A 26,024-nucleotide genomic window follows, 5' to 3' on the forward strand; every position below is an offset into this window, starting at 1 on the left:
ATTGTTAGGGTCTAGATGATTGTAAAATGTGTACGAGCTGGTGTCCATGAATTAAAACAGATCAATGAGTTAATGTATCGCTCAAAATCTTATTGGGGATATGATAAAGCATTTATGGATAAATTCATGCAGCTTTTTCAAATGACCACAGACTATCTTGAAAAAAATACAGTGCAACTTTTTTGTGAAAGAAATACTGAAAAACCCGAAAAGGTGATGGGTTTTTATAGTTTTAGCATCAGAAATAAAGAGTCTGAACTGGATAATTTTTTTATTGATCTAGATTATATTGGTAAAGGCTTCGGTAAAAAAATGTGGTCTATGATGGTAGAAGATTTTAAATCAAATGGTGTTAGTAGATTCAAATTATGGAGCGATCCTGGTGCTGAACCATTTTACAAGAAAATGGGATGCATCAAAATTGGTGTTAAAAAATCTCCTATGATGCCAAATAGATATCCCATTATTTTTGAGTATAAGATTTGAAGAAGTTTTTTTCATTTTACTCTGGAGTAATGTGGTTTTTTTGAGCAACCCAAACAGTTGCTTCCCCACAATCAGGATCCCTAATGTTATGTACAAGGACTTTAAAATGGCACTTTAGAAGAATTTGAGTATGCGTTCGGGGAAATACGGGTTGAATTATTTACTTGGGATTAGGAGCATAAGGTAGGAGCGCGATATAATCCTCTGCTGTTCTGCAAGAACGGATATATTCAAAAAGATTTTTTAGATAATTGAAAGGATTGAGCCCATTGGCTTTGGCAGTTGCGATGAGGCTATAAAATAGAGCACTGGCATGAGCACCTCTTGGACTACCCGAAAACAGCCAATTTTTTCTACCCAAAGCGAAGGGTCTGATGAGATTTTCCACAAGATTATTATCTATTTCGAGAGCCCCATCTAATAGATAAGTAGTAAGCTCGCTCCATCGTTGATGCATATAAGCTAAAGCATCGCCTAATTTGGATTTGGGCGCAGCCGTTTTTAGAGATTTGTCCAGCCAGATTTTAATGTCATCAAGGATAGGCTTTGCTTTTTCCAGACGAAGTTCATAACGCTGTTGGTTTGTGTAGTAGTTATCCCGCGCTATTTTTTCAATGAGATAAAGCTTTTGGATATAAGCGACTGCTTGATGGGATTTTCCTGTGGTCTTAGCTAATTTCACCAACTGGGCAAAAGGTCTCCTTGCATGAGCGAAGCAGCCTAAATGGATAATATCTGGATGATTATCTACCCAATCATAACCTTTATAGCCATCCGTTTGTAGATAACCTTTAAAATCCTTAAGGATTTGTTTGGGCCACTGCGCTTGCCTTGTTTGTTGGTAATCAAAGAGAATCACTTTTTTATCGGGTCTGTGATTACGATAGACCCACATGTAACTGGTGCTGGTATTTTTTCGATTCGGCTCATCCATGACTTGCACTGTGGTTTCATCAGCCTGTAGGTAATTCGAAGTAATCAGTTCTTGCACAAGTGCATCCCTCATCGGCATGCAGACTTCAGAAGCCGCCATTATCCAGCCACATACAGTGTTTCTTGGTAATTCGATACCTAATCGAGCCCACATCTGCTCCTGACGATATAAAGGCAAATGGTCTTCGTATTTGCTGATAATGGTATGGGCTACAAGACTTGGGGTTGCAATGCTTTTAGGAAGAAATAGTTGTGGTAGAGAGGCAATGCTCACTCCCTCATCACAGCGATTGCAAGCATATTTTGGACGAACATGCGCAATCACCTTAAGCTCTGCAGGGATATACTCCAACTGCTCCGTTACTTCTTCACCAATACGTTGCTTCATACATCCACAAGCACAAAGCTTTTCTTCTGCTGGGATATCGTGCTCTATCATTTCACGGGGTAAATGTTCTGGCAATGGGCGTCGTACTGGTTTTTTACGGGTGTAGCTTACAGTAACTGTATTTTCTTCTTGAGGTAGCTCTGTAGTTTCTATGCGTTCTGCCTCATCAAATTGCAATTCACCTTGAAGCACATTCGCTTCTGAAGAGCGGTCAAAACGCTGTTGTTTGGCCAGGCGTAATTGCTCAAGAAGATGATGGTATTTCTCTTTCCATTCCTGGGCTTCTTGTTTTAAGGCTTGATTTTCATCTTGAAGTGGGGCAAGAATTGCTTGAAATTCTGGAGAACAAATGGAGTTGTCAGGAGTCGTTTTCATGGTGGAATTATACCATAACCACCATGATTATCTCAGCTTTTTTCAATGAAAATCACGATAAATTACAGGGATTTCACCTTGGTGAAACGTGTATTTATTAGAAGCCATCAGCCAATTTAAATGGTCCTTGGTTAACTCAATATGGCCTTGGGTATTACGCGGGAAAATGAATTTTCCTTTCTCTAACCTCCGATACCATAAGGTAAAGCTACACTCCTCATAGTAAAGGGCTTTGAGTTTCGAACCACAGCGACTACGGAATAAAAATAAATGCCCTGTCTCAAGTTCCATGTCGAATACTTCTTTGACTAATATCGCCAGGGTATTAATCGATTTCCTCATGTCAGTAATACCGCAATATAAATGAACCTGAACTTCTTCTGGAATCAGCATAGCAACCTCAATTGATTCAGTAAGGAAGAAAAATCTTTGCTCTTGATATCCATCTTTACTTCACAGCTAATCTGATTGGGAAATTGGATAATAATCGATTGGCTCGTTAGGGTCTCCTGATGAACAGAGTCCTTGTTACTAATCAGTATCGGTTCAAAATGACTGGGCTTATCTGCCTCGGACTTCTGACTTCCTGACGCTATCCTTTTACGCCATTGATACTTAAATTTTGCAATAGGAATCCCTTGCTCACTGCAGAAATCTTCTTGCGATAATCCACTTCGTTCATATCCTTTAAATAACCGTTCCCAATATTCTTCTTTTGATTTCATTTCTAGCTCCTCTTTTTGAGAAGCTCAGTTTATGCGGTTTTTAATTCAGTGGTAGGTGTATTTAGCCGAACGCATACGAATTTGAGTATATTCTTCAGACGAAAGGGATGCATGATATAAATCATATCCCCCATTATCACCCCAGACTTCCCCGTACTCGGGTCCGGAAGTAAATATTAATAAACCATTTTGCTCTACCAAAGAAGCAAGAGATTTTAATGTTTTTCGTTGATCATCATGAGGTAAATGAAAGAAACTATGCCAGGCAATGACCGCATCGAATTTCTCTTGTAAATCTAAAGTTCTCATATCAGCAAGTAGCCATTTTGCATCTGGGAATCTTATCTTGTATTGCTCAATCATTTTTTGACTTGCATCAATGCCCGTTACTTTATATCCTTGTTTAATTAAAAATTGTGCTATGGGTTCGCCTGTACCGCAGCCATCCGATATTTCAACTGAACAAAACCACCGCCAATACATTTGGTTTCAAGATGCTCCAGTTCAATGTCTTGTGTCAAATGTACAAATAATGAACGACCAGAACCTAGCAAGACTGGTGCGATGGTTATTGTTATTCATGGATTAAATTCGCGGCTATAAAATTTTGGACAGTTATTCCTCCATCAATATAAAGATGCTTAAATCCTTCATCAGTTAACCGCTTAACGAGCTCGATGGGTGTTTCGGAAGATGCTGAAACATATTTTAAATGAGCAGGAATTTCTATAGGTTTGCTACTCATCACTATGACAGGAAGCTCACCATAAGGCCAAGGGTCGAATGATAAGACTTTCTCAAAAGAATGCCTCCCCATAATGAGTCCATCGACCGTAGATATGAACTCTTTATAACCACCATCCTCACCTGGGGGCACAAGCTCATTTGCTTTCATTAGCCAATCAATAGAACCATTATCTCTTGCAATAAAGCCATCAAGACTTGTAGCAATAAATACAGAACATTTAGCAAACATCATCATTTATCCTTTGTATACAGACTTATTGATTGAGCTCATGCAGTGTAATAGCATTTCCTTCAGAATCGATGATAATTGCCATTCTACATACGGGTGATGAAAAAGTATCCAATTTGAATGTTACCCCATTCTTTTTTAATTGTTGCGTTAAGGAATCCAAACCTTCCACTTCAAAAGCAATACTACCCCCGGACACAGCACTTGGTTTAACACCTTCCGCAAGGGTTGTGATTGCAAAGCATCCGCCTTGGGGTAAGTCGTACTCTATCCAATGACCATTCGCAGATATTTTGCTAGGTATTAAACCAAGATTTTTTTTATAAAAATCCATCGCTCGATCTAAATTTTCGACAGGATACATGGTAAACGCTACTTTTTTAACATGGTTTCTCCTTTAAATAATTTTTCCCATTATTATAAGCTCACATGCGCCCAAATGTCGTCATGGTGAAAATGATCGATTATTTATCGAAGCGGTTTGCTGGATTATCAGGACTGGCGCGCCTTGGAGAGATTTGCCACCTGATTATGGAAAATGGCAAAGTGTTTATGGTCGCTATAATCGATGGGTTAAAAATGGACATTTCAATGGAATACTTGAAATTTTAAAAAAAAGATGGCGATCACGAATGGCACATGATGGATGGTAGCGTTATTCGAGCACATCAACATGCGGCTGGAGCTCAAGGCGGCCAAGAGAAACAAGCACTAGGCCGAAGCAAAGGTGGTTTTAGCTCAAAAATCCATGTAAAGGTTGATTCTTTTGGATTGCCTTTGAGTTTTATTTTAACACCTGGACAAGACAGTGAGATAAAAACAGCAAAGGAATTGCTCGGTGATGAACTATCCGAGTATTTATTAGCCGATAAGGCTTATGATAGCAATGAATTTCGCGGGGAGTTGAAAAATAGAGGAATCACGGCGGTCATCCCATCCAAAAAGAATCGCATCATACCTATAGAGCATGATACACATATATACAAAGAGCGTAATTACGTTGAGCGTTTTTTTAATCGAGTCAAAAGTTTTAGGAGAATTGCTACACATTATGATAAAACAGCTATCATGTTTCTAGGAGCACTAACTCTAGTAAGTATTATATTGTGGCTGAAACTTTAAAAACACGCCCTAGTATTAAAGTGCCATTGTTACCTAAAAATAAATTTTTTTAAAGAATTCACTCTAGACATTGAATAGAACTATTTGTTTTTCTAGCAGTATTTGGAAAATTAATTACTAATAAAGAAAGACTTTGGTTATCTATCTGTATGAAAATACTATAACAACTTTATGTCACATGAACATCATGTATTTATTCAAGCATTTTTGGGACCCTTTTATTAAAAGTTCACGAGAAGTTTTCAAAGAAATTTTTGGCTGGGTATTTATTGTGTGGGATATTTTGCGATTATCTGCCTTTATTAGCCTCTATTTTACAGAAAGGAGGTTCTAGTTCACATTTGCTCCGTTTCTGTAACTTAAGCATTCAAATTCTTAATGCTAACTATATGAAAACAAATTATTTTGTTAAAATAAGCGCTAACTTTTGATGGTAAGTGGCCTAGCGCTCCGGAACTTGCGCCCTGATGCAAAAATCTAAAATATTAGATTGGAAAATCTCTTATGACGTCATTATATTTATCTTGTGCATGCTAAGCCTTCCTTGGATTTAAAAAACAGGCAGCATTGCAGGCATCAGCTGATTCGTGATGGCTCTTGGGATAAGGATAGAGGATGTCAAGTCTTAAATTTCTTTAAGCTTAACTTAAATAGGTTGGCTGTTTTATTTATTGAAAAATTTTAAATGTTGCAGAATTAATAACTCTAGTTCTCTTATTCAAGGATATATATTTTGCCAGAATTAGCATCGATGCGTAATTTAATTTTTTTATCCTCTGTACCAAGGGCCTTTGCCTCATACTGACTGCCGTGCGCTTCAATTTTGAAAATAGTATGATAGCCAGCGCCCTCAATTCTCTGCGCCGCTTCAAGCATTGAGATGGGGTATTTCTTGGTTTTTAAATTGGTGTTGATAAAGTCCCCTGTATTTGGGTTCATTCGAATAATAAGCTGAATCCCTTTTTCATCAAAGGCTTCCACCTCATATAAACCATCATCAAATTCAACTTCTCTTATTACGCTATAACCGCGAGTCTGTAGAATTTTCAAGATTTCAGACATAGGTAAGGTGCGACTGGGAATTTCATCGGCCAGGATTGTTTGTGTGGATAACGAAAAAATAAGGCCGCCACAGATTGAAATAAAAACCTCTTTTTTCATATTCGCCTCCTGTGCGGTGTTGACGGGAATAAAATTTCATCAATTTAACTCCGTTTTTTTTATATTGAATGAATATAAAACCAAAGGAGTACAATTTACTTTTATTTCATCCATAATAATGATATTAAAAAATAACAGCAAGTGAGTTATTCCAAGGATGCGAATGATGAAAAAATCTAGTTTGGTAACCCCATATGTATTAGTGCTCATTTCTTTAATGTTTTTGTTGGCTTCCTGCGCTTCTTCTATTAATAAGGAAGATTCAAAAAACAATAAACAGCCTAAACGTGTATTTGGTGGGTATCACCCGCGTGGTCATGGTCACGGACACCACTAAACCGAATTAAATTAAAAAATTGACATTAAGATAACCGTTAGTGATTCATATTTTAATGCATGGGTATGGTGTGAAAATATTTTTGATATAAAGATAAATAAAATCCATTTTTTTCGATATGTTTTAAGGCTTGATTGATTTGGTTCATTAGCATCTTAGAATCCATTTTGGCCATGATTCCATAACCGATGCCGACGGGGAAGGGTTTACCTAATCCTTTAAACAAGGTGTTATTATTGGCTATCCAATAATCAGCCGAAAAGTCATCCATAAGCAAGGCATCCACTTCCTGTTGATTTAAGGCAGTGATGAGTTGATTAGTTGAAGGATATTCTCTAACCCTATTGGTTTTAAATTTCTGAGTAATGAGTTGTTTGAAGAGAGAGCCTCTGATAATGCCTATTGATCTATTGTTGAGTTTTTTAAGAGATGTAATTGAGTCGTTTTTTGTGGTCATAAAACGTGCTGCACTTGCCAGATAGGGAAGACTAAAGAGAAAGGTTTTCTGTCGTTCGTCGGTGATGATAATTGCCGCTATCCCCAAGTCAATTTTACTCGCTTTTAATTCTGTAAACAGCTCGTCAAACAGCATGGGTTTCAATTGACACTGAGCTTTAATTTGCTTGCAAAGCTCTGTTATGAGCTCAACATCAAATCCAAAGAAATGATTTTTGTCGGCATTCATTGAAAACGGCGGGTCATACGCTACTATTCCAATAGTTAATGACTGAGCCTTAAGTTCGGCAGTCAAGATTATTAAAAAAACAAATAATAATCGTAGGTGCATAGGATAAACAAGTTAATGGATTATAAAGATCAGTGTATACCAGTTTGGTAATCATTTCAGTGACTTAATGCTATGATTTTCTGGTTTTTTTAGCAATAAGGTGTATCAAGGCCCAAAATCAAGGTACACTGGAACGAAAGGTTTGACAAGGATTTGATAGGGTAGGGAATGCGTTATTTATTTTATTATGTTGTGTGGAGTGCAATGAGCCTTGTAGCGAGTGAGGCACTCGCGGCCACCCCTTTGACATTCAAACAAGCCCTGGGCATTGCTTATCGCAATAATCCCGAATTACAGGCCGAAATAGATAAAGCACAAGCCATGCGCGGTTTTTTTATCCAAAGTGGGCTTTATCCCAATCCTCAAGTGACTTTAACCGCAGAAAACTTTGGCGGCTCGGGGAGTTATTCAAGTTATGAGGCGGCAGAAACTACGGCATCAGTGACCCAGCCCATCCCTTTGGGTAATCGGTTGCAGTATCTGAAAAAAGCAACCTATTCAGATTACTTAGCCTCTCTTGCCCAAATTCAAGTACAAAAAGCGATACTTTATGTGGCAGTTGGTGTGGCCTATGTGGATGCACTTTATGCGGGTCAATGGCATCAAGTCACCCAAAAACTTATTCGCCTCAATCAAGACATCGTAAGCGCAATCGAGCGTCGAGTTAAGGCAGGCGCTGGAGCGGAATTAGACTTACGTTTGGCCCAGGTGCGCTTAGGCGAAGCGCGTATTCAAGAAAATAAAGCTGCAAGGGATGCATTATTTCAGCGTGCGAAATTGGCGCGTCTATTAGGTGATGGATTACGAGTTGATGGACAATTAGTGGATAAAGGTCTTCCTGGAGTGACATTGAACTGGGCTGTGTTACTTAGAAAATTACCGCAAAGCCCTCAGTTAGTACAGCTTCAACAGCAATTACACGCCAAGCGTGCGACTATTACTGCAGTTAAAAAATCTGTGTGGCCGGATTTAAACATTCAATTAGGCGGTCGTCATTTCTCTGATGATGGCAGTAATGCCGCAGTGGCTTCAGCCTTTGCAGAAGTCCCTGTTTACAATAGAAATCAAGGAAAAATCATAACCGCTGAGGCACAATACACCCAAACGGCTCATGAGCTTCAAGGTACACGCCTTGATGTGCGTCAAAATGTCTATGGGGCTTTTCTACAAGCCGAACAAAGTCATTATGAGGCGAGCTTGGTGACGAATTCGTTATTACCTTTGGCGCGTAAATCAATCAAATTGGCACAGGATGGCTACCAAATGGGACGTTATACGTATATTGAATTATCCACAGCCCTTAATTCGTTGTATGAAGAAGAGCGTCATTACCAACAAGCTCATGCTGATTATCATAAAGCCTTAATTCAACTGACCGGGCTTTTAGGATTAGCGCCTTCTAAGGAGAGTAAATGAGAGTTTTAAAGCCATTCCTATCCTGCATGCCCTTTATAATTCTGTTATTGGGGTTGAGTTCCTTTTCGTTATGGGCAACAAATGAAGAATCCCATGGCGATGAAGAAAAAAATCATCAAGAAACCATGGAAAAGGGTCCGCAAGGTGGGCGTTTGTTTAAGGATGAAGATATAGCCCTTGAGTTTTTAATTTTTGAACGGGGCATGCCACCGCATTTTCGCGCTTATTTGTATAAGAATGGTGAGCCTATCGCGCCTGGGAAAGCGCAATTGACCGTTCAGTTAAAGCGATTTGGTGATAAAAAAGAAGCAATTGCGTTCACTCCTGTCGAGAATTTTTTACAAAGCGTTGAGGTGATTGAAGAGCCTCATTCTTTTGATGTGAGCATTCAATTAGAGCTTCAGGATAAACGCTATACCTGGCATTATGCGACTTATGAAGGCCGCATTAAAATGGTGCCAGCCATTCTAAAAGCGGCAGACATTCAAACGGCTAAGGCACAAAGCCAAACAATTAAAACTCAACTTAAAGTCGTAGGTAAAATTGCTCCCAATCGAGACACCTTAGCTCCCATCTATGCACGCTATTCAGGCATTATTAAATCAATGACTAAGAATTTAGGCGATGAAGTCACCAAAGGGGAGGTATTAGTTACGATTGAGAGTAACGAAAGTTTACAAAATTATACAATTAATGCACCCATGAGCGGAACCATCGTGCAAAAATACGCAACCAATGGGGAGCTTGCGCAAAGCACCAAACCTATTTATGAAGTGGCTAATTTGGCTACTGTGTGGGCTGATTTTACCTTATATCGTAAAGAGGTGCCTTTAGTAAAACAAGGAATGAGTGTGGTGGTAACTGGAGATGAAGGAACACCAAAATCCATCAGCACCATCTCCTACATTGCGCCCTTAGGCATTGAAGACAGTCAAACAACGCTCGCACGAGCAGTTCTTTCTAATGAGCCTCGTGTTTGGTTGCCTGGGATGTACATTAATGCCGCAATTACCATTAAAGAAAAAACGGTTCCAGTTGCCATACTTTTGTCGGCTATTCAGCGCATGGATGAGAAAGAAGTAATTTTTATCCAGCAAGGAGATTATTTTGAGGCAACGCCTGTTATTTTAGGCCAAAGGGATGATGAATGGGTCGAAGTGGTTTCGGGGCTTGATGCAGGCCAGCGCTATGTCAGCAATAATAGCTTTTTTATGAAAGCAGAGTTAGGAAAGGATGGCGCAAGCCACGAGCACTAAGGATTGGTAATGCTTGAAAAAATAATTCGTTTTTCCCTAAAACATCGATGGTTTGTCTTATTATTTACGACAATCATTGCTCTTTATGGTGTGTATAATTTTCAACGTTTGCCTATTGATGCGGTACCTGACATCACCAACGTGCAAGTGCAAATCAATACTCAAGCCTCAGGCTATTCACCCTTTGAGGTGGAGCAACGAATTACTTTCCCTATTGAACTGGCTATGAGCGGGTTGCCTAATCTGGATTACACTCGTTCTTTATCACGTTATGGACTATCGCAAGTCACGGTGGTCTTTAAAGATGGCACGAACATTTATTTTGCGCGTCAATTAATTAATGAGCGCTTGCAGGAGGTAAAAGACAAGCTCCCACCAGGAGTAGAAACCACTTTAGGCCCAATCTCTACAGGGCTTGGTGAGATTTTTATGTACACGGTAACCAATAAAGCCAATGTACCAGCAAGTCAACGTTACAATCCAACGGAACTGCGTACCATTCAAGATTGGATTATCAAGCCGCAACTGCGTAATGTAGAGGGAGTGGCTGAAGTAAACACCATTGGGGGTTATGAAAAACAATTTCACATCACTCCAGATCCCATGAAACTGGTTCGTTATGGGTTAAGCTTAAACAATGTGGTTGAGGCATTAGAACGCAATAATGCCAATGTGGGTGCAGGATATATTGAAACTAATGGCGAGCAGAACTTAATTCGCGTACCAGGGCAGGTGCAAAACATCACTGATATTGAGAACATTGTTATTGCAAGCTTTGAAGGAACACCTATTCGAATTCGTGATATTGCAGAAGTGGCTTTAGGCAAGGAGCTACGAACAGGAGCAGCAACAGAGAACAGTAAAGAAGTCGTTTTAGGCACAGTATTTATGCTTATGGGCGAGAACAGTCGCACAGTGTCTGAACGAGTTGCGGCCCAAATGAAAGTTATTAATAAATCATTGCCGGAAGGCATTGAAGCAGTCACGGTTTATAACCGAACCTTGCTTGTGAACGCTACCATTAATACGGTGAAGAAAAACTTGCTCGAAGGGGCATTGCTTGTTTGTGTTATTTTGTTTTTGTTTTTAGGTAACATTCGCGCAGCACTGATTACCGCGATGGTGATTCCTTTATCCATGCTCTTGACCATTACAGGGATGGTATCTAATAAAATCAGTGCCAATTTGATGAGCTTAGGCGCTCTTGATTTTGGTTTGATTGTCGATGGTGCGGTCATTATTGTTGAAAACTGCATTAAGCATTTGGGTGAACAACAGCATGCCTTGCATCGTGTTTTAAATTTAGAAGAGCGCTTGAAAGTCATAGCTTATGCCACAACAGAGGTGATTCGGCCCAGTATCTTTGGTGTCTTTATTATCACGGTGGTTTATTTACCGATTTTAACGTTAACAGGGGTTGAGGGGAAAATGTTTTTGCCGATGGCGCAAACGGTTATTACCGCGCTGCTCGCCTCCATGCTTTTTGCTCTGACTTTTGTTCCAGCAGCCGTTGCCATTTTTTTAGGTGGGCGTGTACAAGAAAAAGAAAATTGGTTGGTACACTACCTCTCACTTGTTTATGCAAAAGCCTTGCGCCGCTGTTTTCATGCCAGAAGGTTGGTGATAGGAGCTGCGGTTGCTTTGGTGGGGATAAGTCTTTTGCTTGCATTTCGGTTGGGTGGTGAATTTATTCCAAGTCTTGATGAAGGCGATATTGCCATGCACGCGATGCGAATTCCTGGCACTAGTTTAACACAAGCCATTACCATGCAGCATTTAGTAGAGGAGCGAGTAAGCCAGTTTCCAGAAGTCAAACGTGTTTTTGCAAAACTAGGGACTGCGGAAGTGGCTACTGATCCCATGCCGCCCAATGTCGCTGACACGTTTATTATGTTAAAGCCTCGGAAGGATTGGCCGAATCCTAAAAAAAGCAAACAGCAACTAGTACAAGAAATCGAGGCGGCAGTAAAGCAAATTCCGGGGAATAACTATGAATTTACTCAGCCCATTCAGATGCGCTTTAATGAATTAATTTCAGGGGTTCGTAGTGATGTTGCGGTGAAAGTATTTGGCGATGACATGAATACATTGCTGGAAGTAGCTGAAGCCATCAGTGCTCAATTAAAAAAAGTGCCCGGTGCTGCTGATGTAAAAGTAGAGCAAGTCAGTGGTTTACCGCTACTAACCGTTGAAATCAATCGCGATGCTTTGGCACGCTACGGCTTACAAATTGGCACGGTTCAAGATGCCATTGTCATTGCCACAGGCGGCAAAAAAGGTGGCGAGCTCTTTGAGGGAGATAAGCGTTTTGATTTAGTGGTGCGCTTGCCTGAAGAGTTACGTACAAACCCTAATGTACTACGCCAAGTATTTATTCCGTTGCCACAGGCTAAAGATGGCGAACGACATTTTATTCCGTTGAGTGAAGTAGCCAAAATGGTGCGTAGTGAAAGCCCCAATCAAATCAGTCGGGAAAGTGGTAAACGGCGTGTGGTGGTCAGTGCTAACGTTCGCAATCGGGATTTAAGCTCGTTTGTGAATGAAGCCAAGCAACGGATTGACCAGAGTGTCAAAATTCCCAGTGGCTACTGGGTAACCTGGGGTGGTCAGTTTGAGCAGTTGCAATCAGCCTCTCAACGGCTACAAATCGTTGTTCCTATCACACTATTGGGCATTTTCTTATTGTTGTTTATGAGTTTTGGTCGAGTACGAGATGCGCTCTTAGTGTTTAGTGGCATTCCTTTGGCGTTAACTGGTGGGGTATTTGCACTGTGGCTTCGAGGGATTCCCTTGTCCATTTCAGCCGGTGTTGGGTTTATTGCGTTGTCAGGGGTGGCAGTTCTTAATGGCCTGGTCATGATTACCTTTATTAATAAACTGCATGAACAGAAAAAAATGTACTTAAAAGATGCGGTATTACAAGGCTCTCTGGCGAGGCTTCGTCCGGTACTCATGACTGCTTTAGTGGCCTCTTTGGGGTTTGTGCCGATGGCTTTGGCTACGGGCACGGGCTCTGAAGTACAACGTCCCTTGGCAACGGTGGTTATAGGTGGCATTATCTCATCCACTTTCCTAACACTCTTAGTCTTACCCGGTTTGTATTACCTGTTTCATGAGCGGCACAAGAAATCAGTAATTAAAAAATCAGGCGAGGATGAGTGATTCCTTTGATGGAATTGTAACATATTGGTGATTGTCATTTTAAAATAAGTGGAAAGACATCTATAAAAAGCACTATAGCAAAGATAAGTGCGGCAGCAAGAGAAAGATAAAATCCCAAGTGAGTTATAAATTTCATTTTATGGCCGGAACTCCCTTTTGCCAGAATAATTAAAATTATTCCCATAAAAAAAGCAAATCCTAAGATGATCAGAAGACTGTGATTTGAAAGAAGGGTCGTCATTCTTCTTCCTTATACAAAAATAGATTCATTTAATTATAGCTCTTTTGAGCAAAGGACAACGGATAGTGTTTTTGACAACCGCTGTGAATGAGCTACACTTAAAGTTAAATACTTATTTAACTGTTTAATAAACTATGCTAACTCAAGACCAAATCATCACTTTAAGCGATATCTTGCATTTGATGGGTGAGCCTAATCGTTTAAAGCTTCTTATCGAGTGTTTGCATGGTCCAAAATCAGTTTCAGAGCTGGCGGAACAACTGCAACTTTCGGTGCCATTGGCGAGCCATCATTTAAGTCTGTTACGTTCTGCACGCCTTCTTCTAGCAAATAGAGAGGGAAAGCATATTTATTACACTATTTATGATGCGCATGTGCGTTGTATTTTAGAGGACATGCTCAAACACTTTACTGAAGAGACGGAGAATTAACATGAGTTTTCTAAAACGAATGCTTGGAAGTCTTGGCGGCCATCATGGCGGATACCGACGCTCTCATCATGGCCAAATAAGCCAACAGAATAATTACTCAACCAATCCTGAGCCAAGAGGATTGAGTTGCCCGCGCTGTAAGAGCTCTCTAGCTCCTGGATCACGATTTTGTAGTCAATGTGGCAGTGGTCTTGAGAATACTCAATGCAGTTGTGGCGCCACTATTGCTGCAGGGGCAAATTTTTGCGGCCAATGTGGGGGCTCATTATGACAAAGCCTCTAACCTTAACCACTTTTTTTGTTGCAGGCCTTGATTGCCCGGCTGAAGAGCAATTAATCAGGCGGCAATTAAAAGTGATTCCTGAAGTGGCGCAGATGGATTTTAATTTCATTGCTGAGGAAGTGACCGTGCACCATCGTCTTCCAGCTATTGATGTGTTGCAAAAACAAATTGAAGCGTTAGGCATGAGTGTTCGGGTTCAAGGCAGTACCTCCTCTGCAAAAGAAGAGAAGAAGCAAGTTGATTCGTCATGGCCATTGCTTGCTTTGGCAGGTCTTTTAGCGCTTTGCTCTGAGTTAACTGCTTATTTCATTGCCAAAGAGCAATCAATCTGGGTCATTTTGCCTGCGGTGCTTGCCATTATCTTAAGTGGCCCTTCTACTTTTAAGAAGGGTTTAATCGCGCTTCGTACTAAGGCCATGAATATTAATAGCCTGATGTTAATTGCAATCACCGGGGCTATGATTATAGGTGCCTGGCCGGAAGCTGCGATGGTCACCGTTTTATTTGCTCTTGCTGAGCGAATCGAACGTTATTCATTAGATAAAGCCCGCCTTGCCATTCGCAGTCTCATGCAAATTGCACCAGAGGTGGCTCGGATTAAAATGGATAATGGTCAATGGCAGACTTTGCCTGTAGAAGATGTAGCGGTCGGTGCGGTATTTAAAGTAAAACCCGGTGAGCGCATCCCACTGGATGGGGTGTTGATATCGGGACAAAGTACGGTCAATCAAGCCCCGATTACAGGGGAATCCATGCCGGTGAGCAAGCAAGTAGGTGATGACGTGTTTGCCGGAACCTTAAATGAGCACGGTGCCTTTGAAGTTAAAGTCACTAAGGCTTCGGGTGATACGTTGCTTGCTAAAATTGGTAAAGCCATTGAGCAGGCACAAAGTGAGCGGGCACCAACGCAACGCTTTGTCGATGAGTTTGCCAAATACTACACCCCAATTATGGTCTTGATTGCACTGGTTATTGCACTTATTCCCCCGTTGGTGTTTGGTTATCCTTTTTATGATTGGATTTATAAGGCCTTAACGTTATTGGTTATTGCTTGCCCTTGTGCTTTGGTCATCTCTACACCGGTAACGGTAGTCAGCGGATTGGCTTCAGCAGCACAACATGGTCTTCTTATCAAAGGCGGCAGCTATTTAGAACTGGGGCACCAGCTCAAATTAATTGCCCTGGATAAAACAGGCACCTTAACTGAGGGGAAGCCTGTGGTGACTGATTTTATCGTTTACGATAAAATCCAACCAAAAGAATACTTGTTAGTGCTGGCTGCAAGCCTTGATAGTCATTCGGAACATCCAGTGGCTCATGCTTTGGTTGAGTATTGGAAGCAAAGCCAACCTAATGGGTCTTTATTTGAGGTAGAGCAATTTTCAGCACTTCCTGGCCGCGGGGTGCAAGGCATTATTAGTCAAGAACTGTATTACGTTGGAAATCATCAACTGGCAGAAGATAATAAGGTGTGCTCTCTTGCTGTAGAGCAGGAACTTAAGCGTTTGGAAGAGGAAGGAAAAACAACAGTCATTTTGAGTAATTCAGCGGTAGTTTTGGCGGTTTTTGCGGTGGCTGATACTTTGCGCTCTACAAGCAAATGGGCAATTGACACCTTGCATCAACAAGGACTTAAAACAGCGATGTTAACGGGTGATAATGCCTTAACAGCTAAAGCCATTGCCAAAGTGGTGGGGATTGATGAAGTGCAGGCGAATGTCTTGCCTACTGAAAAATTACAAGCAATTAATCACCTTTTGGAACAGTATAAAACGGTAGGAATGGTGGGGGATGGAATCAATGACGCTCCAGCCTTGGCTAAGGCTACGATTAGTTTTGCAATGGGGAAAGGTACTGATACCGCTTTAGAAACGGCAGATGTTGCATTAATGAATGATAATTTAGCCATGCTGCCTTTATACATTGATTTAAGCCGAAAAACGGCGCGTATTCTTCGCCAAAATATTACTTTGTCCCTTGCCATCAAAGGGGTGTTTTTTATTCTGGCCTTGGGAGGATTCGCAACGCTATGGATGGCGGTATTTGCTGATATGGGTGCGAGTCTAATTGTTGTTGCGAATGGTCTGCGCTTACTTAATTCCCATAAAGGGCATTCTGAATATCAGGAAATGAATGGATAATGAGAGTCTTTGCGGGTTTGTCACGAAAGAGGTTGCATGATGAATGATTGGGTTGAAAATGAACAATGCAGCGCTCATCCATTGCGTTTTTTAGTGGTGGAATCCTCATTAGGAATTCGTATTCTCATTCGTATGCATTTATTAGAGTTGAAGCATTTGGTGGATATGGCAGGAGATGATGACTCGGCAAGAGAGTTGGCTTTCATGAGAGTTTATGATTTTATTTTAGTGGATAAAAATTTAAATTGCCATGAGCTGATTGACCAGATACAAAAAAATTCAGTATTAAACAACCATACGCCTATGATCATTTTAACTTCCAACCCTAATCAGGAAAACCTGCACGATAGCGCTACTTATTTTAAAAAACCTATATCCAAGAAGGATGCAGTACAGTTGCTTGATTTTGTAAAGAATATTAAAAAATGAATTTTTTTAAAGGTGGCGTGTAAACGTAAAATTGGAGAAGATAAGATGCATTTATCTTATGTTATTGAGTATATTACGATGTAAGTAGTTTCATGTTATTTTGATTGGCTGTTAAGGAGAAATAATGAATATTAATGGATTTAAAATAATTGTATTGATCGGTTTATTGGGTCTGGGCTTAACTGCCTGCACTCCTAAAACAACACCTGCTCCAGCTCATCCTGAGGTTGGCTATGAGGGAGGATTTGGTGGTGATGGAGGTCATAACCACCAACCTAAGAACGACTAAATAGGAAAACATAATGTTTACTAATGGATGGTTTTTAGGTTCTTTAGGTATTGCAATTATTGTATTGATTGGTCTTATCTTCTGGTTCAGAAAAACTAAGAAAACCATTCATTTTTACACCGCTTTAATTACTTTTCTTATTCTTGCCGCAATTTTCTTACATGGTGTTTCATTTAAATTAAATTAGCTGGTGGTGATGAGGAGCAATAATGAGTAAGGATGTACCTCATGATTAAAAAAATACTCAAAAGAGCAGTTACTTTGGTTCGCTCTTTTGCTCACGGGAGGCTTTTTAATTGTCGATGTCGCTGGTGGCATTATGGGTTAAATTACTCGTAACACTAGTTCCTATTTATTTTACTTCGTTAATTTTTTATATCCGAATACTAGCTCTTACCCAATAAACTTCTTTAAAATCATTTCAAGAGGACAAAATCCTGTAAATCCACTTTGCAAAAGATTAGCTCCTACAAATACCGTAAACCATAAAAAATTAACGTTGATAAATACTGGGCTGGTCGACACGCCTAGAGCGAGTGATATCAAAACAAAGGCACCAGCGACAATTCGAATAATACGTTCAATAGTCATCATCTATTCTCCTAATACTAATTAATGGTTACGCTTCCACCAACTTAAATAGATCAATGGAATTAAAAACAAGGTAAGTACTGTTGAAGCAAATGAACCAAATATCAAAGAAATAGCAAGGCCGCCAAAGACAGGATCGGATAACATCACAGCGGAGCCCAGAATAATAGCAAGTGCTGTTAAGACAATCGGTAGAATTCGCTCCACGCCTGACTCAATAACGGCTTCTACGATAGAGGAACCTCGATGTTGATGTTCTAAAATAAAATCGATGAGTAATAGCGAATTTCGAACAACAATTCCGGCTAAAGCAATTACCCCTATCATGGACGTGGCAGTGAACGGTTGGTTCATTAACCAATGGCCAGGAAAAACGCCAATGACAGTTAGCGGTATAGCCCCCATAATAATTAGGGGAATAAAAAACGACTGGTAAAAAGCTGTTAGTAAAATATAAATCAAGACTATAGCCACAATAAAGGCTGAGCCTAAATCACGAAAAACATCCAACGTCAGGCGCATTTCACCAAGCCAAAAGAGTTGACTTTTAGCAAAGCGATTAGGCTGTGATTCATGAAATCCTAAATTTTCAACCCCCATTGAAAAAGGGGGCTTCTTGAGCATATTTGTTGCAGAAGTGACCGCATAAGCAGGGCTCGTGCCCAACACTTCACCGGTTACATAAACAACGGGTGTTTGATCTTTAGTGAAGATGGGTTTTTCCTCTTTATCTTCATGTAAGGTTGCAATTTTTGCCAGAGGGATTAGTTGTTGTTGCTGATTTTTTAAACACAGCTGATTAAGTACTTGAGCAACTTCACGTGCCTTTTGCGGAAGACGTAAGATGATGTGCTCGGGCTGTCTGGCATTGGGTTCATGTGCATTTCCGATGGAAATACCCTTGAACAAAGCGCTTACCTCCTGCGCTACCGTTTTTGGGGCTAAGCCTGCCAGCATGACTGCATTATGATTGATTTCAATGCGGTATTGATTGGTGTCTTGAGTCACTGAGTTATCAATATTTATCATGCCGTATATTTTGGGATACACTTCAGAGGTTATCTTATTAGCGACAGACCTCAATTCATTGTAATTAGGCCCGTAGAGACCTGCCTCCATTTGTGAGCGAACAGGCGGCCCAGGAGGGCTTTCAAAAAGCTTGATATGGCTTTGGGGATGTTGTTTTTGCAAATGCACAAGTCCCTGGTAAACCTGTGTTGCAATTTGGTGTGAGCCAATAGCTCGATGATGTTTGTTCACCAAATTCACGCGTATTTGCCCGTATTGACTGCCTCTTAATAGATTATCTCCACGCACCAGAGCGGCAAAATCTTCTGGGGCTGATTCTCCTAAGTACAGCTCCAAGTCTGTGACGTAAGGATTTTTTTGGATGGTTGCACTAAGTTCGCGAAGTAACTCGTTTGTTTTCGTTAACGTTGCGTTAGCGCCTGCATCAACGGACACTAAAAAGGTATTCACGTTGTCATCGGGTAGCATTTTAATTTCAACTCCTAACGGGCTTAATGGGCCATTAGGGCCTGCAGGGCGAATAAATTGCCAGGCAGGTTGGAGTAATACCGCGAAGAGCAATAGTACAATAATCAAATAAAAGAGATGTCGTTTTTTCGATGAGTAAAGTAATCCTTTGAATAATACAAGGTACGCTCGCTGCAACCAGGTGCTATGGCTTTGATGATGCTCATTCATTTGTTTTTTAGCTTTAGTTCTTAACCAACGATAAGCAAGATAAGGAACCACGCTATAGGCAATAAAGAGGGATACAATCATTGCCAATGGCGCATTAAAAGGTATAGGCGCCATAAACGGCCCCATCATTCCACCTACAAAATCCATAGGCAGTAGCGCCAGCATCACTGTAAAGGTAGCAATAATCGTTGGCTTACCAATTTCATTGGCTGCATAAATAACTAAACGGGTAAAGTTTTTTTGCACTCCCTTAATAATATGGCGGTGAATGTTTTCAATCACCACAATGCTATCGTCTACTAAGAGGCCTAATGAAAGAATGAGCGCAAACAAAGTAATTCGATTGATAGTCTGGCCTGATAGCCAGCCAATACCAAGTACTAGGCACAAAATTAAGGGAATAGAAAAAACAACCACTGATGCTTCGCGCCATCCTAAAAACACCATCAGCAATACCACGACACTTAGAATCGCAATCCCTAAGTGCTCGACCAAAGTATTCACTGCATCATTAGCTTCATCTCCATAATTGCGAGTGATTGAGACATCTATATTTTTTGGAATGAGCTGACTGTTTTGTAATTGCTCAAGTTTATTCAAAAGTGCTTTTGCTACATCAACACCATTGCTTCCTTTTTGACGTGCAAGAGCAATGGTTACTGCAGGTTCTATATCTGCATTCTTCAATGGGCCGTGTGCTCCATAGGCAAAATAGGACGCAATAGTTTCATCTTGAGGCCCCTTTTCAATAGTCGCAATATCTTTTAATAAAATAGGTTTGGCCCCATCAGTTCCAATAATAATGTTGGCTAAGTCTTGATTGGAAATGAGTGAGCCCTCGATGCGAAGAGATGTTTCACTTAATTCATGCTCTAATGTTCCTGCGTCAAGACTGATGTTATTAACAGAGAAGGCTTGTTGAATGTTGGCAATTGAAATGGCGTGCTCTGCCATGTGCTTTGGGTTCAGCCAGACACGAATAGCCTGAGGTGATGCACCCATTACCCAACTTTTCCCAACTTGGGGTACGGTGCGCAATTCCTCCAAGACTTTATCGGCAAGCGTGCGTAAGTCAACTGGATTTGCGCCTTTAGCATGTAATGTCAGTGTCACTAGTGGAACATCGTACAAACTGATAGAGCGGATTAAAGGCATTAAAGTACCCGGGGGCATTTTATCCATGTTGCTGTTGATTTGGTTATAGACCTTAACCAAGCTCGCCTCTTCATTTTCATTCACTTTAAAGCGAACCGTAACCATAGCACTATCATCAATGGCCATCCCGTAAGTATGCTCAACGCCTGAAATAGAGGCCATCAACCCTTCTAGTGGGCGAACAATTTGATGTAGCATTTCTTGGCTATCACTACCAGGGCGACTCACAGAAATAGTTACTGCTGGAACAATAATTTCAGGATTATAGCTTCGCGGGGTGCGTTCTAGGGCAAGTACGCCAAACAACAGAATACCAACAATCAGTAACAGAGTCAGCTTGGATTGAATAAAGGTTCGCGCCAATTGCCCTGCTTTATTGAGCTTATTTTTGGAATAAAACACATCCTTCACCATAGTCTCCTGGTATACAATCAATTTATGCGCTTTTTATCGCTTTAGAAATTAGTTGATTACTGAGCATCAGCCAATGGGCTTGATGCACTCTTGATTGATGAAGCGCTTGCAGTTCTTGTGCTTTACTCTGCGTTAGTTTCATCTGACTCTCCAATAAAGCACTTAGAGGAACCAACCCACGACCAAATCGCTGCTTTAGTTTTTGAATTACTGCCTCTTCTTTCTCTGCTGTTTGTCGACTTAATTGCAACTCGTAAAGAGTTTGTTGCTCGGCACGCCGTATTTGCTTTAATTGTAATCGCAGCTGATTTCGTTGCTCATCAAGCTCAAATTGAATTTTTTTTGCATTTGCACTTGCTACCTGGACAGCGCCAGCGCGCTCGCCCGCACTAAATAAAGTCCAGTTAGCACCTAGCGCAATCGTATCTGACGGAAGGCCTGAACCTATGGTATTGCCATTCCAATCATGTCTTAATTGCATCGACACTTGGGGCTTATAGAGTGCCAAAGAGGCAGCAATTACCGCTTTTTCTGCTTGAAGACGTGCATGAAGGGTTTTAATTGATGGATTATCATTGATTGCTCGTGTCATCAATAAAAAGTTGAGTTTTGTCTTTGCACGCAAGGTTGTGTGCCGACTTGGTATAAAGGTGCTTTCGGGACTACCAAGCAACGTTCTAAAGCCATCAAGTTCATCTTCTGTTTGAATTCTTGCATTAGATAAACCAAGAAGAGAGCTGTTTAAGTAAGCCTCTGCCATTAATACATCGCTATTTAGGGTAATAGATTGCTTTTTTAGGTCCTTGGTTGTTGACAGAAACACCTTTGCTCGAGCAACCTGTCTTTCAGCGATGCCTACCAGTTCCTTGGCTGTTAAAAAACGCTCATAGGACACATAGACTTCATACGCCAGTTGATTTTGAGCTTGTTGATTGCCACGTTGTGCGGATGCAACTAAAGCACGCGTCTGTGCTTGCTGCGCTTTTATTCTTCCTCCAGTATAAATAGGAACGCTTAGTTTAAACGCAGTATCCAGATTACTATAATATCCTGGGTGGTTTAATGCTTGAGGCTTGGTATATAAGGTATTTAGTCCAGTATATTGATTGGCGCCAAAATCAGCAAAACTGGCATTCCCTTGACTTAGTTTATAACCAAATACCGACATCGGATTATCAGTCCTTGCTCCGCTTACCTCAAGGTCTAATTGTGGCCAACTCATACTTTTTGCTTGCTTTGAGGCCCCGACCGCTGCTTCTATTGAAGCGTTTGCCGCATGGATTTTAGGGTTATTAGCGAGCGCAAGCTGAATCGCTTTAGAATATGAGATGGGTACCGAGCCTGCGCAAAGAGAAGTCGACAGTGCACTTATTACAATAATAAAAGCACTGTGTTTTCTTGGGGTAATACTACTTAATAACATGACAGAAATCCTTAAAACATTAGAGTATTCTAATGAATGGAGCGATTTTTATTCTTTGCAATAAATTAAATAAAGCGTTGATAAAACAGCTTCCACTTCGGGTTTGCTAATAAAATAATAAACTCGAGTCCCTTCTTTTCTTACCGAAAGTACACCTTCGCGCCTCATTTTAGCTAAATGCTGTGAAAGCGCAGATTGAGACAAACCGACAAGGGGTTCTAGTTCGCCAACCGTGCATTCTTGTTTGAGGAGATAGCATAGAATGAGAAGCCTTTTGGAATTGGCTAAAAGTTTAAGTAATTGTTCAGCCTTAGAAGCATTATTTTTCATCACTTCAAGGCTAGTGTTTATTAATGTATTCATAGGGTCATTATATTAGAAAATTCTAATATTTCAATGTCAGGTACAATCTTTTTTTACGAGTAGTTAAAGTCGAGCAACCGGGTCTTGACTTAATCACACTGTGTTTAGGTTACGGCTTCAAATCTGTCTCAAAATAATGGGCATACTTATTTGCGACTTCTATCCTAATTATTTCATGATGTATTTCACGTAATTATAAAATATACGTTATTTTATTGTTATTACTACAGAGGGATACTTAAAGGAGCGAGATTAAAGTGGGGCCAGAATCGATGTTTTTATGAGGAGCCATAGGCCAACTTGATTATCGGTAATTAGACGCCTCTTTGTGTAAAACAAACATTGAAAATGTAACGCATTTGTTATACAATTTAATTATGAAAAGTATTGGAGTGAATATCATGAATAAGGCGGCGACAATTAATGCTCGTATTGAGCCTGCTCTTAAAATACAGGCGGAAGAGATATTACATAAAGTAGGTTTATCTGCTGCTGAGGCTATTCGGCTTTTCTATAGTCAAGTATGTCTTCAAAATGGTCTTCCATTTGATGTAAAAATACCGAACAAAAAGACGCTTGATGCAATTGAAGAGCTTGAGTCAGGTAAGGGCGAACGATTTAAAACAATGAAGGATGTTTGGAATTCTATAGATAATGCTTGAATTAGAACTGGCTACTCAATTTAAGCGTGATCTTAAAAAGATAGTAAAGCAGAGGAAAAATAAAGATCTTTTAGATTCTATTTTAGATCCCAAGCATAAAGATCATAATCTTTCAGGAGATTGGCATGGTTATCGTGAGTGTCATATAACCCCTGATTGGCTTTTAATTTATAAAATCATTAAAGATGATTGTGTGCAGTTGTTAAGATTATCAAGAACAGGATCTCATTCTGATTTGTTTAAGTAAGTATGGCATCATTCTAATGCGTACTTCTAAGAATATTAGTCAAATCTCTTTTAGGTTGAACATGGAACTTTTAGATAAAATTAGCGCTCTGGAAGAAGAAGCCTCCCAATTTGGGTTCAAGTGGCAAAGTGCAGACCAAATCATGAATCAAATTCACAGTGAGTGTGATGAAATCAAGGAGCACTTGAATCATGATAGTTCTAAAGAAAATCAAACTGCTTTGCAAGAAGAGATTGGTGATTTACTCCACGCAGTGTTTTCGCTGTGTATTTTTTGTAAGTTAAGCCCAAGAGTAACACTTGGACAAACGCTGACTAAATTTGAAAGACGATTACGAGCGGTTAAACTGATTGCTGAGGAACGTGAATTGATTAACCTTGAGGGTCTATCCCTTAATGAGTTGATGCATATTTGGGATAGGGCTAAAGAGTTAGTTGGGTAAAGAGCTGTAATCTCATTATTAAAAGTTAAGCTGAATTCTGGGTCTTTTTTGTTGTGCGTGGAATTAAATTCTGTAGTGAGCTAACCAAGGGACGTCCTGTATACATAGAAGTCATAGTTGTGCCTGTGCGCAGCTGTGATTGCCATTGAATTGAGATCATCCTTGATCTCGCTAGTGTTTCAACATCCTGTCAACAATCCAGCTGCGCCAAACAATTACATTGTAGCTTTATATTAATAAAATAAATTGATTTGTTTGCTTATTTTTTTGTAAGATATTTCTCAAATTAAATACTGATATACCTTGGCGTTCGTTTCAATCGACCATGTATGTTTAATGATCTATTTGATCCAATTAACGTACATACACTTCAATCCTGCTTTTTATTTTTTATCTACTTTTATCTAATCTTGATAAGTATATGACAAACAACAATATAATTGGGTAGCCGTTAAAATTACATAAATTAAGACACTTTTTGTTTACTTGGCTTAAGAAAAAAAAATATTGATGATGCTTTTATCCAACCTTACTCCGAACATGCGAAAAGAGATTCGTTAGAAATTTATTCAAAATTAAGCTTAGCTGATGCACAAGATAAATATAATGATGTTATTGGAGACTTCCCAGTCTGATATTTTAAATTTTTGCATCAGGGCGCAAGTTCTGGAGCGCTACGCCAATTAGAGTATTCTCACAAAAGTTTAATTGGGGGTAATGGGATCTATACAAAAACAGCATCGATAGTTTTTATAAGTCCAATAGTTTATACTATTGGACTGTTTGCAATTATTTGAAAATTAAGTATTATTGATATCTAATTTGGCAATTAAACTTTTTGCAACGCCCGTTGCAGAAAGTTTTTGAAATTAAGTTATCGTAGTCGTATAATTTTCGCTCACGACAGGACAGTGAGCAAAAATTTTGTGCTTGGAAGACAAATTGAATTGAAATCGATTAGTCAATCCAACAAAGGAACCAAGTATGTCAAAAGAAATAACTTTTCATCTCGATCATGATTATAAGTCATTTTTAAGTGCGCTTAAAACTCAAATAAAATCCTCACAATTCCGTGCAGCACTGGCCGTAAATCAAGAAGTTATCAACCACTATTGGTACATTGGCAAACAAATAATTGAGAAACAGAAGCAAAAATCTTGGGGAACGGGCTTTATTGAAACATTATCTCGAGATCTACAGAATTTATTTCCTGAAACCCGGGGTTATTCAGTAGCAAACATCCGACGAATGAAACGTCTTGCCGAGGAATATCCTGATTTAAATGAAATTCGCGCACAAGCTGTGCGGGATTTACCTTGGGGACATATTGTTGTTTTAATACAAAGAGTTAATGATGCTATCATGCGTGATTGGTATGTAAGTCAAACCATTGAAAATGGTTGGTCACGCTCAACACTTGAAAAAAATATTAATCAAAATTTATATCAATCTCAAGCTTTATCCTCTAGTAAAGCATCTAATTTTATACACCGATTACCAGCGGCACAATCATCACTTGCGCAAGAAGTACTTAAAAGTCCATATAATTTTGATTTTTTAGGTCTTCATGATGATGCACTTGAGCGCGAAATTGAGCATGCTTCCATTGCACATATTACCAAGTTTTTATTAGAGCTGGGCAAGGGTTTCTCATTTGTTGGTAGTCAATATCCGATGGAAATTGATGGCGAAACTTATTTCCTAGATATGCTCTTTTATCATTTAAAACTTAGGGCATTTATTGTTATAGAATGGAAGGCAGTTCGCTTCAAACCAGAACATGCTGGACAATTAAATTTTTATCTCAACTTGGTTGATCAGTATCTTAAAACGGAACACGATAACCCTAGCATAGGTTTATTGCTTTGCAAATCAAGAAGCAAAGTCATTGCTGAGTATGCTCTAAAAGGCATAGAAAAACCAATAGGCGTTTCTGAATATCAACTTACAAAGGCAATTCCTGAAAACTTAAAATCAAACCTGCCAAGCATTGCAGAACTTGAAGCAGAATTCAGTGAAGATAATATTGATGGTAGTACGCATAAGACCAAATGATCTATTTATTTTAAATTAGAGTGTGAC

The 26,024-nt window shown here is 39.8% G+C and carries 29 protein-coding genes and 1 pseudogene; 17 read left to right on the plus strand and 13 right to left on the minus strand.

Features of this window, described 5'->3' with window-relative positions; all coding sequences use genetic code 11:
- The first annotated feature begins 72 nt into the window (after window positions 1–72).
- Window positions 73–486: a GNAT family N-acetyltransferase gene (locus tag ACWTEW_RS01210; RefSeq protein WP_454783457.1), complete on the plus strand. Its 414-nt coding sequence runs from the start codon at window positions 73–75 to the stop codon at window positions 484–486.
- A 160-nt stretch (window positions 487–646) separates the two neighbouring features.
- Here ACWTEW_RS01210 and tnpC read toward each other — a convergent pair whose 3' ends face one another.
- The 6 genes from tnpC to ACWTEW_RS01240 form a co-directional block, all read right to left on the minus strand.
- Window positions 647–2,182, minus strand: a complete 1,536-nt coding sequence (gene tnpC / locus ACWTEW_RS01215) for an IS66 family transposase (protein WP_454783458.1) — start codon at window positions 2,180–2,182, stop codon at window positions 647–649.
- A 42-nt stretch (window positions 2,183–2,224) separates the two neighbouring features.
- Window positions 2,225–2,575, minus strand: coding sequence for an IS66 family insertion sequence element accessory protein TnpB (tnpB, locus tag ACWTEW_RS01220; RefSeq protein ID WP_454783459.1), 351 nt, complete (start codon window positions 2,573–2,575; stop codon window positions 2,225–2,227).
- The gene (gene tnpA / locus ACWTEW_RS01225; protein WP_454783460.1) at window positions 2,569–2,907 is read right to left on the minus strand and encodes an IS66 family insertion sequence element accessory protein TnpA; all 339 of its coding nucleotides are present in this window, start codon (window positions 2,905–2,907) and stop codon (window positions 2,569–2,571) included. Before tnpA ends, tnpB begins: the two co-directional genes overlap by 7 nt.
- 45 nt (window positions 2,908–2,952) lie before the next feature.
- Complete coding sequence (locus ACWTEW_RS01230) at window positions 2,953–3,390, minus strand: class I SAM-dependent methyltransferase (RefSeq protein ID WP_454783461.1); 438 nt, start codon at window positions 3,388–3,390, stop codon at window positions 2,953–2,955.
- Between the two features lie 91 nt (window positions 3,391–3,481).
- Window positions 3,482–3,889: a dihydrofolate reductase family protein gene (locus tag ACWTEW_RS01235; protein ID WP_238400666.1), complete on the minus strand. Its 408-nt coding sequence runs from the start codon at window positions 3,887–3,889 to the stop codon at window positions 3,482–3,484.
- Between the two features lie 19 nt (window positions 3,890–3,908).
- Window positions 3,909–4,247, minus strand: a complete 339-nt coding sequence (locus ACWTEW_RS01240) for a VOC family protein (RefSeq protein ID WP_021460631.1) — start codon at window positions 4,245–4,247, stop codon at window positions 3,909–3,911.
- A gap of 127 nt (window positions 4,248–4,374) precedes the next feature.
- On the opposite strand from ACWTEW_RS01240, the gene ACWTEW_RS01245 reads away from it, so the two are divergent.
- Both ACWTEW_RS01245 and ACWTEW_RS01250 read left to right on the plus strand, forming a co-directional pair.
- The gene (locus tag ACWTEW_RS01245; RefSeq protein WP_370569568.1) at window positions 4,375–4,536 is read left to right on the plus strand and encodes a transposase; all 162 of its coding nucleotides are present in this window, start codon (window positions 4,375–4,377) and stop codon (window positions 4,534–4,536) included.
- Window positions 4,517–5,005, plus strand: a pseudogene (locus ACWTEW_RS01250) (IS5 family transposase); the annotation flags it as partial. The gene ACWTEW_RS01245 and the pseudogene ACWTEW_RS01250, both read left to right, overlap by 20 nt.
- 714 nt (window positions 5,006–5,719) lie before the next feature.
- On the opposite strand, the gene ACWTEW_RS01255 reads toward ACWTEW_RS01250, so the two are convergent.
- Window positions 5,720–6,166, minus strand: coding sequence for a PepSY domain-containing protein (locus ACWTEW_RS01255; protein ID WP_021460627.1), 447 nt, complete (start codon window positions 6,164–6,166; stop codon window positions 5,720–5,722).
- A gap of 163 nt (window positions 6,167–6,329) precedes the next feature.
- Here ACWTEW_RS01255 and ACWTEW_RS01260 point away from each other — a divergent pair, with 163 nt between their 5' ends.
- Window positions 6,330–6,503 (plus strand): hypothetical protein, encoded by a 174-nt coding sequence (locus tag ACWTEW_RS01260; RefSeq protein ID WP_154694749.1) that lies wholly within the window; start codon window positions 6,330–6,332, stop codon window positions 6,501–6,503.
- A gap of 52 nt (window positions 6,504–6,555) precedes the next feature.
- On the opposite strand, the gene ACWTEW_RS01265 is transcribed toward ACWTEW_RS01260, so the two are convergent.
- Window positions 6,556–7,290: a transporter substrate-binding domain-containing protein gene (locus ACWTEW_RS01265; protein WP_032831349.1), complete on the minus strand. Its 735-nt coding sequence runs from the start codon at window positions 7,288–7,290 to the stop codon at window positions 6,556–6,558.
- Between the two features lie 204 nt (window positions 7,291–7,494).
- Between ACWTEW_RS01265 and ACWTEW_RS01270 the strand changes: the two genes are divergently transcribed.
- From ACWTEW_RS01270 to ACWTEW_RS01280, 3 genes are read left to right on the plus strand one after another with little or no spacing between them, the layout of a single operon-like run.
- The gene (locus ACWTEW_RS01270) at window positions 7,495–8,706 is read left to right on the plus strand and encodes a TolC family protein (protein WP_370569567.1); all 1,212 of its coding nucleotides are present in this window, start codon (window positions 7,495–7,497) and stop codon (window positions 8,704–8,706) included.
- On the plus strand, window positions 8,703–9,962 hold the full coding sequence (locus ACWTEW_RS01275; RefSeq protein ID WP_021460624.1) for an efflux RND transporter periplasmic adaptor subunit: 1,260 nt from the start codon (window positions 8,703–8,705) through the stop codon (window positions 9,960–9,962). Before ACWTEW_RS01270 ends, ACWTEW_RS01275 begins: the two co-directional genes overlap by 4 nt.
- 9 nt (window positions 9,963–9,971) lie before the next feature.
- A complete protein-coding gene (locus ACWTEW_RS01280) occupies window positions 9,972–13,124 on the plus strand; it encodes an efflux RND transporter permease subunit (RefSeq protein WP_021582687.1) in 3,153 nt (1,050 codons plus the stop codon).
- 34 nt (window positions 13,125–13,158) lie between these two features.
- Here ACWTEW_RS01280 and ACWTEW_RS01285 read toward each other — a convergent pair whose 3' ends face one another.
- Window positions 13,159–13,365, minus strand: a complete 207-nt coding sequence (locus tag ACWTEW_RS01285) for a hypothetical protein (protein WP_021460623.1) — start codon at window positions 13,363–13,365, stop codon at window positions 13,159–13,161.
- Between the two features lie 134 nt (window positions 13,366–13,499).
- Between ACWTEW_RS01285 and ACWTEW_RS01290 the strand changes: the two genes are divergently transcribed.
- From ACWTEW_RS01290 to ACWTEW_RS01315, 6 genes are all read left to right on the plus strand, one after another.
- Window positions 13,500–13,796 (plus strand): ArsR/SmtB family transcription factor, encoded by a 297-nt coding sequence (locus ACWTEW_RS01290; RefSeq protein WP_021460622.1) that lies wholly within the window; start codon window positions 13,500–13,502, stop codon window positions 13,794–13,796.
- Between the two features lies 1 nt (window position 13,797).
- A complete protein-coding gene (locus ACWTEW_RS01295; RefSeq protein WP_021460621.1) occupies window positions 13,798–14,067 on the plus strand; it encodes a zinc ribbon domain-containing protein in 270 nt (89 codons plus the stop codon).
- Window positions 14,064–16,220, plus strand: coding sequence for a heavy metal translocating P-type ATPase (locus ACWTEW_RS01300; protein ID WP_021460620.1), 2,157 nt, complete (start codon window positions 14,064–14,066; stop codon window positions 16,218–16,220). The genes ACWTEW_RS01295 and ACWTEW_RS01300 overlap by 4 nt, the downstream gene beginning before the upstream one ends.
- Before the next feature lie 36 nt (window positions 16,221–16,256).
- A complete protein-coding gene (locus ACWTEW_RS01305) occupies window positions 16,257–16,649 on the plus strand; it encodes a response regulator (protein WP_021460619.1) in 393 nt (130 codons plus the stop codon).
- 124 nt (window positions 16,650–16,773) lie between these two features.
- On the plus strand, window positions 16,774–16,938 hold the full coding sequence (locus tag ACWTEW_RS01310) for a hypothetical protein (protein WP_021460618.1): 165 nt from the start codon (window positions 16,774–16,776) through the stop codon (window positions 16,936–16,938).
- A gap of 13 nt (window positions 16,939–16,951) precedes the next feature.
- Window positions 16,952–17,125 carry a hypothetical protein gene (locus ACWTEW_RS01315; protein ID WP_021460617.1) on the plus strand — a complete coding sequence of 58 codons (174 nt, stop codon included), beginning with the start codon at window positions 16,952–16,954 and terminating at the stop codon, window positions 17,123–17,125.
- Window positions 17,126–17,331: 206 nt separating this feature from the next.
- Here the strand turns inward: ACWTEW_RS01315 and ACWTEW_RS01320 are convergent, their stop codons facing one another.
- The 4 genes from ACWTEW_RS01320 to ACWTEW_RS01335 are packed head-to-tail and all read right to left on the minus strand — an operon-like array spanning window position 17,332 to window position 22,591.
- Window positions 17,332–17,532: a YgaP family membrane protein gene (locus tag ACWTEW_RS01320; RefSeq protein WP_021460616.1), complete on the minus strand. Its 201-nt coding sequence runs from the start codon at window positions 17,530–17,532 to the stop codon at window positions 17,332–17,334.
- A gap of 18 nt (window positions 17,533–17,550) precedes the next feature.
- Window positions 17,551–20,793 carry an efflux RND transporter permease subunit gene (locus ACWTEW_RS01325; protein ID WP_230304736.1) on the minus strand — a complete coding sequence of 1,081 codons (3,243 nt, stop codon included), beginning with the start codon at window positions 20,791–20,793 and terminating at the stop codon, window positions 17,551–17,553.
- A gap of 34 nt (window positions 20,794–20,827) precedes the next feature.
- Window positions 20,828–22,228: a TolC family protein gene (locus ACWTEW_RS01330; protein WP_454783462.1), complete on the minus strand. Its 1,401-nt coding sequence runs from the start codon at window positions 22,226–22,228 to the stop codon at window positions 20,828–20,830.
- A 48-nt stretch (window positions 22,229–22,276) separates the two neighbouring features.
- The gene (locus tag ACWTEW_RS01335) at window positions 22,277–22,591 is read right to left on the minus strand and encodes an ArsR/SmtB family transcription factor (RefSeq protein ID WP_021582658.1); all 315 of its coding nucleotides are present in this window, start codon (window positions 22,589–22,591) and stop codon (window positions 22,277–22,279) included.
- Window positions 22,592–22,992: 401 nt separating this feature from the next.
- Here ACWTEW_RS01335 and ACWTEW_RS01340 point away from each other — a divergent pair, with 401 nt between their 5' ends.
- The 4 genes from ACWTEW_RS01340 to ACWTEW_RS01355 all read left to right on the plus strand — a co-directional run bounded on the left by ACWTEW_RS01340 (window position 22,993) and on the right by ACWTEW_RS01355 (window position 25,997).
- Entirely contained in the window at window positions 22,993–23,253 is a 261-nt protein-coding gene (locus ACWTEW_RS01340; RefSeq protein WP_021460640.1) for a type II toxin-antitoxin system RelB/DinJ family antitoxin, read from the plus strand.
- Window positions 23,246–23,500, plus strand: a complete 255-nt coding sequence (locus ACWTEW_RS01345) for a type II toxin-antitoxin system RelE/ParE family toxin (protein WP_021460641.1) — start codon at window positions 23,246–23,248, stop codon at window positions 23,498–23,500. The genes ACWTEW_RS01340 and ACWTEW_RS01345 overlap by 8 nt, the downstream gene beginning before the upstream one ends.
- A 61-nt stretch (window positions 23,501–23,561) precedes the next feature.
- Window positions 23,562–23,942 (plus strand): MazG nucleotide pyrophosphohydrolase domain-containing protein, encoded by a 381-nt coding sequence (locus tag ACWTEW_RS01350; RefSeq protein WP_021460642.1) that lies wholly within the window; start codon window positions 23,562–23,564, stop codon window positions 23,940–23,942.
- Window positions 23,943–24,926: 984 nt separating this feature from the next.
- Complete coding sequence (locus ACWTEW_RS01355; RefSeq protein ID WP_021460643.1) at window positions 24,927–25,997, plus strand: PDDEXK nuclease domain-containing protein; 1,071 nt, start codon at window positions 24,927–24,929, stop codon at window positions 25,995–25,997.
- Window positions 25,998–26,024 lie beyond the last annotated feature (27 nt).

It is taken from the genome of Legionella stuttgartensis (genome assembly GCF_977063405.2).

Bases quoted from the DNA above. Each gene is read 5' to 3' on its own strand.
- ACWTEW_RS01235 (WP_238400666.1), bottom strand. From the start codon at position 3,889: ATGATGATGTTTGCTAAATGTTCTGTATTTATTGCTACAAGTCTTGAT.
- ACWTEW_RS01345 (WP_021460641.1), top strand. From the start codon at position 23,246: ATGCTTGAATTAGAACTGGCTACTCAATTTAAGCGTGATCTTAAAAAG.
- ACWTEW_RS01255 (WP_021460627.1), bottom strand. From the start codon at position 6,166: ATGAAAAAAGAGGTTTTTATTTCAATCTGTGGCGGCCTTATTTTTTCG.
- ACWTEW_RS01305 (WP_021460619.1), top strand. From the start codon at position 16,257: ATGATGAATGATTGGGTTGAAAATGAACAATGCAGCGCTCATCCATTG.
- ACWTEW_RS01310 (WP_021460618.1), top strand. From the start codon at position 16,774: ATGAATATTAATGGATTTAAAATAATTGTATTGATCGGTTTATTGGGT.
- ACWTEW_RS01265 (WP_032831349.1), bottom strand. From the start codon at position 7,290: ATGCACCTACGATTATTATTTGTTTTTTTAATAATCTTGACTGCCGAA.
- ACWTEW_RS01300 (WP_021460620.1), top strand. From the start codon at position 14,064: ATGACAAAGCCTCTAACCTTAACCACTTTTTTTGTTGCAGGCCTTGAT.
- ACWTEW_RS01340 (WP_021460640.1), top strand. From the start codon at position 22,993: ATGAATAAGGCGGCGACAATTAATGCTCGTATTGAGCCTGCTCTTAAA.
- ACWTEW_RS01285 (WP_021460623.1), bottom strand. From the start codon at position 13,365: ATGACGACCCTTCTTTCAAATCACAGTCTTCTGATCATCTTAGGATTT.
- ACWTEW_RS01355 (WP_021460643.1), top strand. From the start codon at position 24,927: ATGTCAAAAGAAATAACTTTTCATCTCGATCATGATTATAAGTCATTT.
- tnpC (WP_454783458.1), bottom strand. From the start codon at position 2,182: ATGAAAACGACTCCTGACAACTCCATTTGTTCTCCAGAATTTCAAGCA.
- ACWTEW_RS01290 (WP_021460622.1), top strand. From the start codon at position 13,500: ATGCTAACTCAAGACCAAATCATCACTTTAAGCGATATCTTGCATTTG.
- ACWTEW_RS01210 (WP_454783457.1), top strand. From the start codon at position 73: ATGTATCGCTCAAAATCTTATTGGGGATATGATAAAGCATTTATGGAT.
- ACWTEW_RS01315 (WP_021460617.1), top strand. From the start codon at position 16,952: ATGTTTACTAATGGATGGTTTTTAGGTTCTTTAGGTATTGCAATTATT.
- ACWTEW_RS01270 (WP_370569567.1), top strand. From the start codon at position 7,495: ATGAGCCTTGTAGCGAGTGAGGCACTCGCGGCCACCCCTTTGACATTC.
- ACWTEW_RS01350 (WP_021460642.1), top strand. From the start codon at position 23,562: ATGGAACTTTTAGATAAAATTAGCGCTCTGGAAGAAGAAGCCTCCCAA.
- ACWTEW_RS01320 (WP_021460616.1), bottom strand. From the start codon at position 17,532: ATGATGACTATTGAACGTATTATTCGAATTGTCGCTGGTGCCTTTGTT.
- ACWTEW_RS01295 (WP_021460621.1), top strand. From the start codon at position 13,798: ATGAGTTTTCTAAAACGAATGCTTGGAAGTCTTGGCGGCCATCATGGC.
- tnpA (WP_454783460.1), bottom strand. From the start codon at position 2,907: ATGAAATCAAAAGAAGAATATTGGGAACGGTTATTTAAAGGATATGAA.
- ACWTEW_RS01275 (WP_021460624.1), top strand. From the start codon at position 8,703: ATGAGAGTTTTAAAGCCATTCCTATCCTGCATGCCCTTTATAATTCTG.
- ACWTEW_RS01260 (WP_154694749.1), top strand. From the start codon at position 6,330: ATGATGAAAAAATCTAGTTTGGTAACCCCATATGTATTAGTGCTCATT.
- tnpB (WP_454783459.1), bottom strand. From the start codon at position 2,575: ATGCTGATTCCAGAAGAAGTTCAGGTTCATTTATATTGCGGTATTACT.
- ACWTEW_RS01335 (WP_021582658.1), bottom strand. From the start codon at position 22,591: ATGAATACATTAATAAACACTAGCCTTGAAGTGATGAAAAATAATGCT.
- ACWTEW_RS01240 (WP_021460631.1), bottom strand. From the start codon at position 4,247: ATGTATCCTGTCGAAAATTTAGATCGAGCGATGGATTTTTATAAAAAA.
- ACWTEW_RS01230 (WP_454783461.1), bottom strand. From the start codon at position 3,390: ATGTATTGGCGGTGGTTTTGTTCAGTTGAAATATCGGATGGCTGCGGT.
- ACWTEW_RS01280 (WP_021582687.1), top strand. From the start codon at position 9,972: ATGCTTGAAAAAATAATTCGTTTTTCCCTAAAACATCGATGGTTTGTC.
- ACWTEW_RS01330 (WP_454783462.1), bottom strand. From the start codon at position 22,228: ATGTTATTAAGTAGTATTACCCCAAGAAAACACAGTGCTTTTATTATT.